The organism is Lewinella sp., assembly GCF_050633125.1.
GTDB lineage: Bacteria > Bacteroidota > Bacteroidia > Chitinophagales > Saprospiraceae > Lewinella.
In genome coordinates this window covers 70,919-86,299 of the sequence record NZ_JBOEFX010000069.1, presented here as the reverse complement: position 1 = coordinate 86,299, position 15,381 = coordinate 70,919, and the positions used below count along the sequence as shown (strand labels likewise).

The 15,381-nt window shown below is 46.4% G+C and carries 9 protein-coding genes; 4 read left to right on the top strand and 5 right to left on the bottom strand.

Annotated features, from left to right (window positions below; all coding sequences use genetic code 11):
* Nucleotides 1–84: 84 nt before the first annotated feature.
* Together ACRBG0_RS15165 and ACRBG0_RS15160 are read right to left on the bottom strand one after the other, a co-directional pair.
* A complete protein-coding gene (locus ACRBG0_RS15165) occupies nt 85–777 on the bottom strand; it encodes an RluA family pseudouridine synthase (RefSeq protein ID WP_431487710.1) in 693 nt (230 codons plus the stop codon).
* 148 nt (nt 778–925) lie between these two features.
* A complete protein-coding gene (locus ACRBG0_RS15160; RefSeq protein WP_431487709.1) occupies nt 926–1,780 on the bottom strand; it encodes a glucosaminidase domain-containing protein in 855 nt (284 codons plus the stop codon).
* 140 nt (nt 1,781–1,920) lie between these two features.
* On the opposite strand from ACRBG0_RS15160, the gene ACRBG0_RS15155 reads away from it, so the two are divergent.
* From ACRBG0_RS15155 to ACRBG0_RS15145, 3 genes are all read left to right on the top strand, one after another.
* Nucleotides 1,921–2,655 carry a S24 family peptidase gene (locus ACRBG0_RS15155; RefSeq protein WP_431487708.1) on the top strand — a complete coding sequence of 245 codons (735 nt, stop codon included), beginning with the start codon at nt 1,921–1,923 and terminating at the stop codon, nt 2,653–2,655.
* A gap of 9 nt (nt 2,656–2,664) precedes the next feature.
* A complete protein-coding gene (locus ACRBG0_RS15150) occupies nt 2,665–3,393 on the top strand; it encodes a metallophosphoesterase (protein WP_431487707.1) in 729 nt (242 codons plus the stop codon).
* 135 nt (nt 3,394–3,528) lie between these two features.
* Nucleotides 3,529–4,377 (top strand): hypothetical protein, encoded by an 849-nt coding sequence (locus tag ACRBG0_RS15145; RefSeq protein ID WP_431487706.1) that lies wholly within the window; start codon nt 3,529–3,531, stop codon nt 4,375–4,377.
* 26 nt (nt 4,378–4,403) lie between these two features.
* Here the strand turns inward: ACRBG0_RS15145 and ACRBG0_RS15140 are convergent, their stop codons facing one another.
* From ACRBG0_RS15140 to ACRBG0_RS15130, 3 genes are all read right to left on the bottom strand, one after another.
* Nucleotides 4,404–5,054, bottom strand: coding sequence for a phosphatidylserine decarboxylase family protein (locus tag ACRBG0_RS15140; RefSeq protein ID WP_431487705.1), 651 nt, complete (start codon nt 5,052–5,054; stop codon nt 4,404–4,406).
* A 38-nt stretch (nt 5,055–5,092) separates the two neighbouring features.
* Nucleotides 5,093–5,938 carry a phosphatidate cytidylyltransferase gene (locus tag ACRBG0_RS15135; RefSeq protein ID WP_431487704.1) on the bottom strand — a complete coding sequence of 282 codons (846 nt, stop codon included), beginning with the start codon at nt 5,936–5,938 and terminating at the stop codon, nt 5,093–5,095.
* 86 nt (nt 5,939–6,024) lie between these two features.
* The gene (locus tag ACRBG0_RS15130; protein ID WP_431487703.1) at nt 6,025–6,966 is read right to left on the bottom strand and encodes a CPBP family intramembrane glutamic endopeptidase; all 942 of its coding nucleotides are present in this window, start codon (nt 6,964–6,966) and stop codon (nt 6,025–6,027) included.
* Nucleotides 6,967–7,269: 303 nt separating this feature from the next.
* Between ACRBG0_RS15130 and ACRBG0_RS15125 the strand changes: the two genes are divergently transcribed.
* Nucleotides 7,270–15,183, top strand: coding sequence for a gliding motility-associated C-terminal domain-containing protein (locus ACRBG0_RS15125; RefSeq protein WP_431487702.1), 7,914 nt, complete (start codon nt 7,270–7,272; stop codon nt 15,181–15,183).
* The last annotated feature ends 198 nt before the right edge of the window (nt 15,184–15,381 follow it).

Genomic DNA, 15,381 nt, shown 5'->3' with positions numbered 1-15,381 from the left:
CTGTGGTAAAAAACCTAAGATAGCCACGTGTATAAAGCCTCCCTGTCTTAATCAACAGATAAGCGCATCCTATTAATTCCCACTTTAGCTCTCCCCATCAAACAAATCCAACAGCGCTGCAAAGGTCGGCGGCGTAGGTTCCTCAAAAGTCATGCGTTCTTTAGTAACAGGATGCTCAAAACTGAGTGAGCAAGCATGTAGGTAAAGTCGTTTCTCGCCGATCATTTCTGCTAAAAGGCGGTTGAGTGGAAAATCTCCGTGTTCGGCATCTCCGATAATATCATGGCGATCATGGGAGCAGTGCTGACGCAGCTGGTGCCAACGACCAGTAGTGGGCTTCAGTTCAACCAGACTCAATGGGAGGTTCTCTTCCCCCTTGTGCTCCCATTTGGTGTAGACCGTTCGAAGCGTCCGGTAAGCTGTTTCAGCGGTAGCTTTATTTCCTCGTTTTGCTTTCTTCACCTTGCCATTGAAGACTCCCTCTCCTGGGATACCTTTTACCAAGGCGTGGTAAACCTTATCAACCTCGCGGCGGGCAAACTGCTCCGTCAACTGGGTCGCTATTTCCGGAGAAAGGGCCAAGAGTAAAATACCCGATGTTTTAGCATCCAACCGATGCACATTATAAACAGAGCATTCCAGTTGCTGGCCTAGCCACTTCGTTACGTATGGTGCGTCATTGGCCATCCCTTTACTCTTGTGTACTGGAAGACTGATGGGCTTATTGATGACGACCAGATGTTCGTCCTGATATATAATAGGAAGGATATTGCTCATGCGGTGAAGGTACAAGCATTTTTTCAGCGAAAATAAAAAAAACCGCCTCCCATTGGAGGCGGTCAACTTTGAGAAAATGGAGAACAATTAATCTCTTTTTGTGCTGTTCTTATTACGCAAAAAAATAAGCTGTGTTGTCTCTAAGTATTTAAATAGTCGGGTCATCCAGTTGCTCCAGGTGAAAGCGATCAATAATTTCCAGCAATTGATTTGCATAATTATCACTTCTGCTGTAACCCGCTTTTTCTAATCCGCGAGCCCAAGCACGGAAATCTTTGCCGTGGTCTAATAAATCGGGGTGGCGGTTGACAAGATAGAGGCTATGTTCCCGCCAATTGCGCCAAGCCGATTCGTAGGGTTGGCCAGACATTGGCTTACCAAAATGATTGTTATCGACTTTGGCATCCATTGCCTGACCAGCACGACTTTCCAGGATCGCCTGGGCCAACTTCACAGAAGCAGGAATACCAAATTTATTCATTTCCGTTTGAGCTACTTGTGCAAATCGATCCAGGTAATCTTCTACTGATGTCAAGTCTAATGCTGCTGGTTTAGCAGAAGCACTGGAACTACCTCCCATTGATACGGTCTGGGCAAAGCCCATGGTTTCCACACCTGCCTGGTTCACGCCTTCAGAATAGGAGGCAGATTGTGCAAAAGGAGCTTTCATTTGAATAGAAAACTGAATATCTCTTTGCATTACATAAAAGAACAATACCAGTGCGGCAGCAACTTTAAATAGCGGCACCGACCACTTTCGGAATAAAACCAAGCCTGGACCAGCCTGTTGTCTACGATGAGAAGGTGCTACCTGTTTGGAACCTTGACGGCGGCTGACCAAGTACCATAGTTCGGCGACTAAGCGCTTGAGAAAAAGCCAAATGCGCGACCAGAGGGCAACCCAATTGATAATAGGCCCAATGGGTGTTTCGCCTCCGGGCTGCATTTTTCGTCGATCTTCGTACCCTCCCCGGGGGGCATACTGCGTTGAATTTGATTTCATGGCTGAGATTTTTGCGAAACTTATTGTTATATTGCGACAATAATTTGTAGTAAAACAAAAACTTATTGTTGCTCGCACTACAAATATAAAACACAAAGTTTATTATAAACAATTATTTTCAAACTTTTATTTTTAAACAAATGAGTAAATTCTCAGATAGTATTGTAAATCAACGATTTGTACAAGTATATAAATTATTAGAAGATAAACATTTAATCCGCGGAAAGTCTGATTTAGCCAAACACCTTGGTACTTACAACCATGTTATCAACAGTATTTTACAAGGAAAGCGCAATCTTACGGTAGACCAGATTCACCAACTATGTGATACTTACGAGATAGATGCCAACTATTTGTTTGGCCTTGACGTACCTCCTTTTATGGCCAATCCCGGTAGCGAAAGAGAACTTCCAACAGGAGGTACTAATGAAATGGTCAATAATGGCCGACAAAACATCAAGCTGGTTCCTCAAAAAGCACTGGCTGGTTACGCGCTTGATTTTCAAGCACCTACTTACTTTCAGGAGCTCCCTAGTTTTAGTATCCCAGGTATGTCTGGGGAACTTTTGGCCTTCCCAGTGAGCGGGGATAGCATGTTGCCCACCATTACTAATGGAGATTTAGTTATTTGCGAAGCCCTGGAGAAGCCCCTTGATGGCACCTTTCCTGTGATCCGAGACAATGAAGTTTATGTGATCGTCAGTGATGTAGTCGTGGTTAAGCGGATTCAACAGCTAAAAACAGATGGGCTAGTCACTCAACTGCGCCTTATTTCGGACAATGCCAGTGTTTATCAACCTTATCAACTTGATCTTGAAGAAATCAAACAAGTTTTGCGGGTAAAACGTCGTTTAACTGATCATGCTATTAGTTAAGCCCCCCTTATGAGAATTATTCAAATAACCGATCTACACATTGGCACACCTGAAGAACGCCCCTTTGACATTGATATCAGAGCAAATTTTATTAAAGTCCTAAAAGCAGCCAAAGCCGTTCCTCACGATTTACTGGTCATCAGTGGCGACCTTTGCCTTGAGGAAGGAGACCTTGCTATTTACCAATGGATCAAACAGCAGCTCAACGATTTCCAGTTCAACTACTTGGTCATTCCCGGAAATCATGATGACAAAGAAATGATGGTCAGCACCTTTGGTCTCCATCAACAGTTACAAAAAGGAGCTTTATTTCTCACTTCTCCTGATGGCCAACCACCTCTTGTATTACTCGACTCAGGGCCAGGGCAGGTTGATGAAACCACACTGGATTTACTTAGGGAATACTTGCAAGCTCATCCTGCTCCTATCTGCCTGTTTATGCATCATCCGCCGATGAAGATGGGTGTACCCTTTATGGACAACAAACATGCATTGCGCAATAGAGAACCTTTATTATCAGTGCTCACCGAGCACTCTTACCCGATCAGTATTTTCACGGGGCATTATCATGTTGAAAAATCAATGCGCTGGCGCAACCTAAATATCCATATCACCCCCAGCTGTTATTTCCAGATTGACTGGCAGCAACATGATTTTGCTGTTGATCATCACAATATTGCCTATCGTTATATCAATTGGGACGGGGAAATGCTCGAACATGCTGTGGTTTATGTTTAGTTGCAATTCAAATTAACAACAAAACTAAACTTCTGCATCTATATGATTACTCTAATTCATTTTTTCTCGTCCTTCTATTACTTTCCTTCCTTAATGCCATAAAATCCTACTACTTTTCCTGATATTTGATCCATAATGGAAAAGGAAAACGCAGGTAAGGCAGTAAAATTAGAGCCGGAAGTCATCTTGGCTTGGATCAATGAATTGACCCTCAAAAACAACACTTCGGAGCCTACTTCGCTAGTACTTGCAGAATGGATGTGTGCTGGTCGTATCTGGGCCAATAAAGTCCCTGATAATTTTAAAGTTTTTTGTCTAGAACAACTAAGACAGCGTACTGAAACATCCTTCAATCCCAGTGACTTGGTACTTGCAGGATTGGCAACTCCGTTATTTAGCGAAGACCTCTCCGTACTCGAACAGCTATCGAACAATCACCTTCACCTTGCTGAACTCCTCGATCCTGATGAGACAGGGTTACTCCAATGGCCCTCCACTAATCCTAACTACCTGCCAGCGGTGCAAGCGGCCTGGATTTGGTCTACGGAACAACTACTAAAGTGTAAGTTACCACCATCGCAGGTAGAACAACTCATTCAATTAAAGGAGGTTTATATTTATGAAACAGATCGACAGTTGTGGAATAAAAAGAAAAACACCTATGAGGAGTTGCCTGCAATCACGGTGACAGCAGCATCAATCCTGGCAAACAACGCACTGGCCATGATGGCCTGGATACCAGACCAAGATCGGGCAGAAGATATACTGAGAGCATTCAGAGAACAAGCTCCTCCCTGGCAGGACAAAAAAGAAGCGCATGAGGAATGGCTGGGACCTGCTGCCTATTTACTTTTCGAGGCACTTGAAGCTTACGAAATGAACCACGCTGCAAAAGAATTGTACACCTACAAAAGAAACCATCTCTCAACCGTCCCTCATGGCTCTATGCGAAAATATCTTTACTGGTTGATGGTTGATGGTTAGACCTCGTCTTACCCCCTTACACCAACCTAAGACAACTCCGCCAAGACATCAAGATTCCCTTTCACATCGTCACCGATGGAAACTTTCATTTGCGCATCTAGCGGCAGAAAGATATCAACCCGGGAGCCGAAGGTAATAAAGCCAAATTCTTCACCTTGTTTAAGTTGCTGATCAGGCGTAACATAGGTACGAATTCGGCGAGCAACAGCACCGGCAATTTGCCGTAAAAGTACTTCATGCTTGCCATTATCAACAACGACTGTAGCTCGTTCATTTTCAGTACTGGACTTGGGGTGCCAAGCTACCAGGTATTTCCCCGGATGGTATTTAAAATACTTGACAATTCCAGCAAGAGGGCTTCGATTGACGTGAACATTAAGGGGAGACATAAAAATACTCACCTGCAAACGTTCTTCTTGAAAATACTCCTCTTCCTGTACTTTTTCGATAACAACGACTTTGCCATCTGCAGGAACGTAGACCAACCTGGAATCTTCCTGGGGAATAACTCGTTTAGGGTTTCTGAAAAACTGTAGAATCAGTAAAAAGAAGACGCCGCAAGCTATTTTTAGCAATAATCCCGGTAACGTAGCCAGGTAAAAATGCCCAAATAGAGCGAGGCCAAATAAGGCGACAAACGCCAGTGGTAAGATTTTTCTTCCCTCTTTATGAATCATAAAAATATACTTAGTTCTTGTTAGTTGATGCCAGGATCTTAACGAATCCAGAGCAAATAGGCCGCCGCGAAAGGCAGACAAAAAATGAATCCGTCAAAGCGATCGAGTAAACCTCCATGGCCCGGTAAAAGTGTTCCACTATCCTTCATGTCCACACTACGCTTTAGCAAGCTTTCTACCAAATCGCCTAAGGAAGCAAAAATACTTACAATAGCAGCTAGCACCAGCCAGTCTACAATTCTTAGCTCATTGATCGTAAAATAAAGGATTAGTGCTGATATAAACGTAATCACTCCGCCACCGATTGAGCCCTCCCAGGTCTTTTTGGGAGATACTCTCGGCAATAGCGGTGTTTTTCCAAACCGAGAGCCCACTAGATAAGCGCCGGTATCATTCATCCAGGTAAGTACCAGGATACCAAAAACGGTATTGGCATAAAAGTGCTCGCCATCAAAGGCTATGAAATCCAATAGTGCAAAAGGAACACCAATGTAAATAATACCCAAAACGATATAAGCTATGTTAGCAAACGGCTGGTCTGACTTTGTAAAAAGTTCGTAGATGAACGCCATGAAAATAAAAGGAGAAAACAATAACGAGGTGAAGATTACAAACGTTTCAGGGTCCTTTATGACTTCCAAGTTTGTCATCGCACTGAGAACAACAGGAAGTATCCCCATTATTAACCCTACAATCTTGCGGATTTTATCACGGCGGGTGTCTTTTATCAACACCATTCCTAAATATTCCCACAAACAAATCCCTGTGATGATAGCAAAAAGTAACACAAAACTATAAGGGCCACCAAAAAGGCCTGCCAGCATAACTACCACAAAGATAGCCGCAGTAGCTCCTCTTCTTAACAATCCCTGCATTGACGACATTTAAGCTCTTGTCTGATTATGGGGCCAAAAATACAGAATATGTTTAAGCTCCTTCCTTTCTAAGCATGATTATCTTATTCCTTGCCTCAAGCGGCCCCATCTCCTTGTTGATTAATCGCCTCAGGTATTCGCTTTTCATGAAACAGCTTTACTAAATAGCCGGCCGCTAATAAACTCAAGGCAACCAGCCAAATAGGAGGCATTTCTATTTCTGTTGTATCAACAGCTACCTTCATTGCTTCTGGGTTAAAATACGCTCCAAGAATCTGTACACCATTAAAAAGAAAATGAATCAAAATTGGCAGCCATAAAGAACCACTCCACCATAATAGATACCCCAACAAGGCACCCAATAACATCCGAGGAAAGAATCCCACAAACTGAAGATGAATAGCAGAAAACAAGATAGCACTCAGCCATATCCCCCAATGAGGATTATTGACCAATTTCTGCAACTGGGGCTGCAATAGCCCACGAAATAATAGCTCTTCTCCGATAGCGGGAGCGACAGCGGCAACCGTTAGAGCCACCAAAAACTCCTTAAAGCTCTCCATTCGCAGCACTTCCCCTACCAGCCAATTTTGGCTATCTTCCATACTTATCATCCATTCCGGCAAGGGTAAATTCGCATTGAGCCAATTACTAAACTGAATGAGTGGCAACGTGGCCACCAAAAGCAAGACACTCAGCCCCACCAGTTGGGCTGTCGTAAAGCGATCTAGTTGTAAAAAAGCAGTCCAACTACGATCCCCTTTGGCGAGCCAAGCCACCAGCAAGGCCGCAAAAGTAAAAGAGAAAACATGAGCTACCAGATTGAACCATCGAATACCTTGCCGCTCTAACAAATCCAAGGCTATAGCCTCTTCGCTGTTCATTATTTGGCCTATGTCAACACCAAGAGATTGTACGACTAAGTGACCTAAAGCAGCCCCTAATCCCATCCCGAAAATCAATGCTAATAAGGTAAGGACTATCACCAGCCATGGCTGTTTTCCCAAGGTCAATTTAAATATAGAATTATCAGCCATGAACATTATTTGATTAACCTAAAATTTACTTTATCCATTTGAGAGCTGGCAAAATAAACTATCTTTGCCAGCAAAGAAACCAATAATACATTTTATTGGTCATTAATTTTCCGAATTATTTTGAACGCACTGGGAAAAACGCTTTCAGCTTAACATTGCACTACACCTAACTATTACGCCCCAGTTAACTTACTACTCGTGTAAAACATTTTGGGTTTACCTAAAGCTTCTTCATTACGAAGTAAAGCTTATCCGTTGAGATGCCCCTAGCTCTTTTCCCAAGCGTTCGGTAAACGAGTAACTATGCGAGTATTTTTTACCCTGACTGTATTTTCGCTCTTCAGTCTTGCGCTTTTCGCCCAACCCGCCAATGATGATTGTGGTGACGCAGAAGTGCTAAGCCTTACAACACCGCCATCATGTCCTAGTACATCAACGGTGACCAATAATTTCACTTTTGATAATATTGATGCGACACCAGTTTCCCCATATCCGGTGTTTTCCAATTGTCCCTCAGGATCTACAAGCGGCCCTGCTGCCGAAGTATGGTTTACCTTCACAGCGACAGCAAACCAAACAACCATAAATGTTAATGGATTAAGCCAACCCAACCTTGTTGTTTATCAAGGTGACAATTGTGTTTCCCTCTTGGCTTTAGATTGTAACGATGGCAACGGTAGTACTGGTGTTGCGGTCAACACCTTGATTGGATTAGACTACTTCATCTTAGTCTCTGGCGTTGATGTCGATGATCAGGGCTCTTTTGATTTAGAAATAATCAGTGGGAACCTTTGTAACAGTTGTGCTCCTCCCGGAGCTATTGAAATTATTCCTAACCCTCCTCCCATCAACGGTACTTACCCCTCCGGACAATCCGTTCAAATTTGTGTAAATATCAACGTTTGGGAAGGTAATGCTGCCGGTACCATTGAGTGGTTACACGCCGTAACGTTTGAATTCGGTGATGGCTGGGACGTCAACTCCATCAACCCCAACCCGCCAGCTTCTTGTGATGGGACAGGCTCTTGGGACTGGTACGACTCTTGGACGGGCTGTAACACTGGCGACACCTTTGGGCCTGGCTTCGCATACGACTCCAGTGCCGGAGTAGGTTGTGGAGGCTCTGCCAATGATGGTGACCCTGGCAACAACTGGGGTGATGGCGGTGGTGGATGTTCCAACGTCCCAGGCGGTGCCCCCCCTTTTGAATTCTGTTTCAATATAGAAGTGGGTGATTGCCCACCAAATTTCACCGGTGACGACATAGGTTTCACCGTTGAAATCTGGTCCGACGGTGATAGTGGTAGTTGGACGCAAACAGGATGTAATTCCGGACAAGATTTCTCTATTACTTCTTCCGTTATTTGTTGTAACGATGACCCACCATTACTTAACGCTATTGATGTTACTTGTGGCGGCCAGGACGATGGTGCCATTGAGATGGAAGGAAACGGAGGCTTTGACCCCGACGAAGTATTTAATTTTTACGTCTTTGACGACAACAATAATATTGTTTTTGAATGTCTAGGATGTTCTGGACTTATCACAACGCCTTTCGATCTCCCTCCCGGAGAATATGACGTTACAGCAATTAACGTAGCTAACGACTGCCCAAGGTCAGAAGTCGTTGAAATCTTTGAACCCGACCAGCCAATAGCTGACGCTCAGGTGCTAAATATGCCCTGCCCTGGGGATTTAGCTACGCTGGAAGGCAGTGTAGACCTGGGTGGCAGCGTAGAAATTTATACATGGGAAGGACCAGACGGTACCATTTACATGGGACAATCCGTAGATGTACCTGATGCAGGAACCTACACTTTGAATGTAATGGTAGATGGCTGCCCTTCTACAGAAGCAACTGTCGAGGTAGAATTCGTAGACTTCAGTGTATTCATAGACGGCCCCGATGAAGCTTGTGCTGACACTGAATTCACTTTAGAAGCATCTGATGGCGATCAATGGGAATGGATAGACCTCAACAACAACGATTTCCTCGGTGACGATCAAATAATCAATGTTGTACTCCAAAATAGTACGACTATTCAAGTGACGGCTACCGACCCCAACGGTTGTGAAGCAGTAGCCACTATTGATATCAATGTCAATGACCTTCCTGTCATTGATGTGGTCATTACCAGTGGTTTTGGCTGTAGCAATGGAGAAACAGTGCTTGAAGCATCAGGTGCTGGCCCAGGCGGCAGTTATGAATGGACCGACGATGCAGGCGCAGACAATCCTCGCGTACTTATCGACCCTGCTCCAGGTTTCTTTACTTACGAAGTCATTGGAACAGATGCTAATGGTTGTCAGGAAATCGGCAGTATTGACGTTGAAATCGTTCCTCCACCAGAGGTAACGCTCGAATTAAGCGACGATCAAGTGTGTGCTGGTGAGATGGTTACCGTTACAGCAGTATCCAATGATCCTATCAGTAGTATCGACTGGAACGGTGCAGGGCCAAACAATCAAAACCCAATCACCGTCACCGTTGATGATGCGATGACGATCATCGCTGATGTTACCAATTCAGAAGGGTGTACGGCCTTTGATGTTACAGCACAGATTGGTGTTGAGCAACCACCGGCTCCACCTGTTATCATCTGTGGCATTAGTACCTCAACGACTGTTGAATTTGTTTGGAATGATATCCCAGGGGCTACAGAATATGAAGTAACGGTACAGAACACTGGTGATGTATTTACCGTATTCTCTCCTACGTTTACAGCCACTGGCTTTAGTTCTAATACTGACGTAACGATTACCGTACAAGCAATTGGTACAGACTTGTGTCCGGTAGCACCTGCCACGTTTACCTGTAGCACGTTGTCTTGTCCTGCTTTCCAATTGGATATTGACCCGGTAGCTCCAATCTGTTTGACAGGAACGACGCCTAATATTTTCCTTACCTACACTTCAGAAAGTAACGCAGGCACCATTACATGGGAAGGCAACAATGTCAACACTACGACTGGAGAATTCAGTCCTACAGGTGCTGGCGTTGGTACGCATACCATAACTATCCGTTACTCCGATGGAACTTGCGAATACACTGACACCGAAGATATTGTCATCAATGCGACTCCTACTGCCAACTTTACCGTTAGTAGTCCGGGGCCTATCTGTGTCAATACCCCGGTAACCGTTACTTACACCGGCAACGCAAGCGCTGCAGCTACCTACACATGGAACTTTGCAGGAGGAGATGCGATGCCAGGAACGGGACAGGGACCTCATACGGTTACTTGGCCCACAGGCGGCACCAAAACGATTACCTTGACGGTAATGGAGAATGGGTGTACCTCAACACAGGTCAGCCAAAGTATCAGTGTCGTAGCTCCTATTGCTACGCCGATTGTAACCTGTGGAACCAGTACGACGTCCTCTGTCGTCTTCAACTGGTCAGCAGTTGCAGGAGCAACCTCTTACACGGTCACTGATGTTACCGGGCCAGCAGGTGTACTCAATGGGACTACTTATACCGTGAGTAACCTCGCCCCTGGGCAAGCTGTTACCATTTCCGTGACAGCCAACACCAATAATGTTTGTGGCCCTACAACCTCTACCGAGGTTACTTGTACTGCTGCAAACTGTCCTAACTTCAATATCAATATTACACCAGTTGCGGATATCTGCCTCAATGGGATGAACACCCCAGTTACGCTTATGGCCACTGCCACTGGTGGAGCAGGTGGCGGCACCTTCACCTGGAGCGGCCCCAATGTAGTAGGCGATCAATTTACGCCAACCACTGCCGGCCCTCAAGTGATTACCGTCACTTACATGGAGGACAACTGTATGGCTTCGGAAACGACGACCATCAACGTATTCGATACACCTACCTCTACCTTTACGATTGCTCCGGCGAATATATGCATCGGCGAGGACGCTACCGTAACCTATACCGGCAACGCAAGCCCAGGTGCTACCTATTCGTGGAATTTCAACGGCGGCGTAGCAACACCAGGTACCGGCCAAGGGCCTCACACGGTCAATTGGGCAGTTGGTGGTCCGAAAACGGTTACGCTGACAGTAAGCGAAAATGGCTGTACCAGTGCCAGCGGCAGTCAGAACATTACCGTAGAGGAGCCTATGGCTGCTCCCGTGATCAACTGTAGTCCTAATACGACACAGATTGTCTTTAGTTGGAATGCTATTGTGGGTGCCACGGGCTACCAAGTTAACGTAATCAATGCTCCAGGTGGAGCAATGACGGCACTCGATGAACCCAACCGCACCTTTACAGTTACAGGCCTTATGGCTGGTGATGTTGTTGAGATCGAAGTCATCGCATTGGGCAACGGCCCTTGTGGTAACAGTAGTAACACCTTTAGTTGTCAAGCCCAAGACTGTCCAGCGATCACTGTAGATATCGATGCGGTGGCTCCTATTTGTTTAACAACAGGGATGCCTTCTTTCGACCTTACGGCAACTATTGCTGGCGGTGCTGGTGATGGTGTCTTCACCTGGTCTGGCGATGGAATTACCGATATGGCAGCAGGTACCTTCTCCCCTACTATGGCAGGCGTTGGCCCAGCAGCAGTGACTGTAAACTACCGCGAAGCTGGCTGTGATTATGTCGATGATATTGTCATTCAAATCAATGCTATCCCTACTGCTGACTTTACTGCCAGCAGCCCGGTATGTGTTAGTGGCAGCAGCAATATTCTTTATACTGGCGACGCAGCCATGAGTGCCACCTATGTTTGGGACTTTGATGGCGGTACCGCCGTTCCGGGAACAGGGCAAGGACCACACTCGGTCACTTGGCCTACCGATGGAGACAAGACCATTTCACTTACCGTAACAGAAAATGGTTGCCAAAGCGGCACCTTTACGCAAACAGTAACGGTAGCCCCTGAGCTGATTGCGCCAATGATTGCTTGTGATGTTACGGGTGACTCTATCATCTTCACTTGGCCTGCTGTTGCGGGAGCTACCGATTATACCGTGAGTATCATCGACGCTCCTGGCAATGCCTTTGCTACCGGCGGCGATCCTGCGCAGACGTTCACCGTTGCCGGATTAACCCCAGGGCAAACCGTCACCATTGAAGTAACGGCTATCAGCGGCACTGCTTGTCCAAACATCAGTTTCCAAGGAAATTGTGCATTGGAAAACTGCCCTGACATTACCGTTGACATTACGGATGTCGCACCTATTTGTCTCGACGCTAATACCACCAGCCTCGACCTGGTAGCGACCCTCACAGGTAACACCAGTGGCACACTCAGCTGGATGGGCACAGGTATCACAGACCCCATAGCGGGAACCTTTGATCCTACAGCAACAGGTGCTGGCAGCTTCGACATCATCGCGACTTACGAAGAAACGAGCTGTTTCTATGCTGACACGACTACCATTGTTGTAAATGCGCAACCAGACGCTTCCTTCAATGCTACCGGACCAGTATGTGAAGACGATATCAGCATCGTCACTTATACGGGAGGAGCCGACCCAGCAGCCAACTACAACTGGATGTTTGATGGTGGAACCATCATTTCTGGTGCAGATGCCGGGCCTTACGAAATCAGTTGGCCTGATGGTGGCAACCCTACCATAAGCCTTACCGTTACCGAAAATGGCTGTCCATCTGATCCATTCTCACTAAGTGTGGAAGTGATAGATTCATTGATTGCACCGATTATCAACTGCGATAGTGACAACACCTCTATTACCTTTAGCTGGAATGCTGTAGCAGGTGCTACCGATTACCAGGTTAACGTAATTGCAGCACCAGCCGGAGCAACGGAAACCGCAGATATCCCCAACCGGACGTACACCTTCAGTAACTTGATGCCGGAGGATGAGGTCACCATTGAAGTGGTGGTTATCACAAACAGTATTTGTGGCGGCATCAGCAGTACACAAACCTGTGCTTCGGAGGCTTGTATCGATCGCTTCTTTGGTCCCGACACTTACGGGCCTTTCTGTGCAGATGCAGGTAACCAAATGCTGAGTCCCGTCATTACGGGAGGAAATGTCACAGGTATGATCACCTGGTCTGGAGATGGTATTGTTGCCCCCAACGGAACGTTTGATCCAGCGAGTGCCAATATTGGCGACAATCTGGTAACACTATCTTACGAACAAACAGGTTGTTTCTACGACACCACTTATACGGTGGTAGTAAATCCGGTTCCAGTAGCCGACTTTACGGTGACCAGCCCGATTTGTATCACAGGAAACAGTACCATTACCTTCACTGGAACAGCTAGCGGAGCAGCCATGTACGACTGGGATTTTGCTGGCGGAACCATTATCAGTGGTACCGGCGCAGGCCCTTACGAAATCAACTGGGCTACACCAGGGACGAAAGACATCACCCTGACCATTACCGATAATGACTGTACGGGCAATACCGCTATGCAAAGTGTAGAAGTACAAGATGTAATTGCTCCGGTTGTCATCAGTTGTGCAGATGCTACCACCAGCAGTGTCACCTTTAGTTGGGACGACGTTGCAGGGGCGGATACTTACACCGTCGTGGTAATACAGGGCCCTGTTGGTACGCAAAATGGCAATACCTACCTTGTGGACGGCATTGTTGATGGCGAAGAAGTAATCATTGAAGTAACCGCAAGTGGTAATACTGTTTGTGGTACAAGCGTTGCTACCGGCACCTGTACCGCTCTTACTTGTCAACCGGTGACGATAGGCCTTACCGGACCAGATGTGATCTGCTCAGGCGAGGACGCTGCCTTCACGATCAGCTATTCTGGTGGGCAAGGAACACCACTGACGATCGATTACACCGTCAATGACGTACCTGCTCAATTGACGAATGTCAATGATGGTGATCAAATTTCATTGACCGGATTGACCGCCGAAACGACGGTAGTCATTACTCAGGTTGCTGACGAAGTCAACACCAACTGTATCTACCCGGTGGCTGCTACCTGGACGGTTGCCGTTGATGCGCCAGTGAATGCAGGTGCAAATGCAACTGTTGACCCAGTATGTCCGGATGATGCAACGACCATTGACCTTGATGCAGCGCTAGTCGGTGCTGACGCAGGGGGCGTATGGACCGAAACCTCCAACCCACTAAGTACGGGTGGAGCCTTTCAGTCAGCAGCGGGCACCTTTAATGCCCTTGGCCAGAATTCAGGTACTTATACCTTTGTCTATACCGTAGACGGAGGCGCTTGTCCTGATGCCAGCTCAACGGTTAGTTTCACCATCAATGAAACACCAACTGCTGATGCAGGCCTCGATCAAACGCTGACCTGTAATATGGGTGCAGTCGTATTGGGCGGCAACTCCTCAACAGGCGTTTCTTACAACTGGACAAGTGATAACCCGGACGCAATGATTATGGACCCAACAGCGGAACTCATCGACGTCAGTGCTCCTGGTATCTATACCCTGGAAGTTACGAATGCTGCCGGCTGTACGGCTGTTGACCAAGTTGAAGTACTTAGTGACTTTGACGTACCGGTCGCCGATGTAAGCATCAGTGAAGTGAGTTGTTTCCAGTCTGCTGACGGCGCTATTGTGATCAACAATGTTGCTGGTGGTACGCCACCTTACGCTTACAGCCTCAACAACGGCACACCGACGACCAATCCGTTCTTTGGCAACCTCAGCGGTGCAGAATACACCCTGACCATTACAGATATTAATGGTTGCTTTACGGAATTATCGATCATGCTGCTAGAGCCTACAGAAGTGGCCGTGGAACTCGTGACCAGTTTGGAAAATAACGGCAACGAAATCCAGCTCGGGGAATCTATTACGCTACAGGCGCTCTACGACCCAAGTATTCTGATTGACACCATTGTTTGGCAACCAGATAGCATTGGCGTGAATGGAGAAAATGCCGTAACCGTAAGTCCTGATCAGACGATGACCTACAGTGTGACGATCACCGATATCAATGGCTGTAGCGACAGCGACAACATGACTGTGATTGTACGCAAGACTCGCCCGGTATTTGTACCAACGGCCTTCTCACCTGATGGTGATGAGACCAATGATGTACTTTATCCTTTCGGAGGTAATGAAGTGAAGGAGATCAAATCCTTCATGATTTTCAATCGTTGGGGAGAAGCCGTATTTGAAAACTTCGACTTCCTGCCCAACAATCCTTCCGAAGGGTGGGATGGTCGTTTCCGTGGGCAAGTACAAAACGCCGCCGTCTTCGTTTACTTCCTGGAAGTAGAGTTTATCGACGGTGAAGTAGAAATCATTAAAGGTGATGTGATGCTGATGCGTTAAGAGGTTGGTAAACATTGCTTCTTTATCCCGAATGCCTTAACTGACATTCGGGATTTTTTTTTGGCTAGATGCTGGTCGGGAAACCAGCGAGATATAGCCCCTTAGTCTGGAGACTAAGAGGAGCGTGAGCTTTTTACACAACCCCGAGTGGTACCAAGGACGCCCGCCTCCATCCTTCGGATGCCTCCGTCCAAATGG

Excerpts from the sequence above, each read along its gene's own strand:
- ACRBG0_RS15165 (WP_431487710.1), bottom strand. The coding sequence starts at position 777 with ATGAGCAATATCCTTCCTATTATATATCAGGACGAACATCTGGTCGTC.
- ACRBG0_RS15160 (WP_431487709.1), bottom strand. The coding sequence starts at position 1,780 with ATGAAATCAAATTCAACGCAGTATGCCCCCCGGGGAGGGTACGAAGAT.
- ACRBG0_RS15155 (WP_431487708.1), top strand. The coding sequence starts at position 1,921 with ATGAGTAAATTCTCAGATAGTATTGTAAATCAACGATTTGTACAAGTA.
- ACRBG0_RS15150 (WP_431487707.1), top strand. The coding sequence starts at position 2,665 with ATGAGAATTATTCAAATAACCGATCTACACATTGGCACACCTGAAGAA.
- ACRBG0_RS15145 (WP_431487706.1), top strand. The coding sequence starts at position 3,529 with ATGGAAAAGGAAAACGCAGGTAAGGCAGTAAAATTAGAGCCGGAAGTC.
- ACRBG0_RS15140 (WP_431487705.1), bottom strand. The coding sequence starts at position 5,054 with ATGATTCATAAAGAGGGAAGAAAAATCTTACCACTGGCGTTTGTCGCC.
- ACRBG0_RS15135 (WP_431487704.1), bottom strand. The coding sequence starts at position 5,938 with ATGTCGTCAATGCAGGGATTGTTAAGAAGAGGAGCTACTGCGGCTATC.
- ACRBG0_RS15130 (WP_431487703.1), bottom strand. The coding sequence starts at position 6,966 with ATGGCTGATAATTCTATATTTAAATTGACCTTGGGAAAACAGCCATGG.
- ACRBG0_RS15125 (WP_431487702.1), top strand. The coding sequence starts at position 7,270 with ATGCGAGTATTTTTTACCCTGACTGTATTTTCGCTCTTCAGTCTTGCG.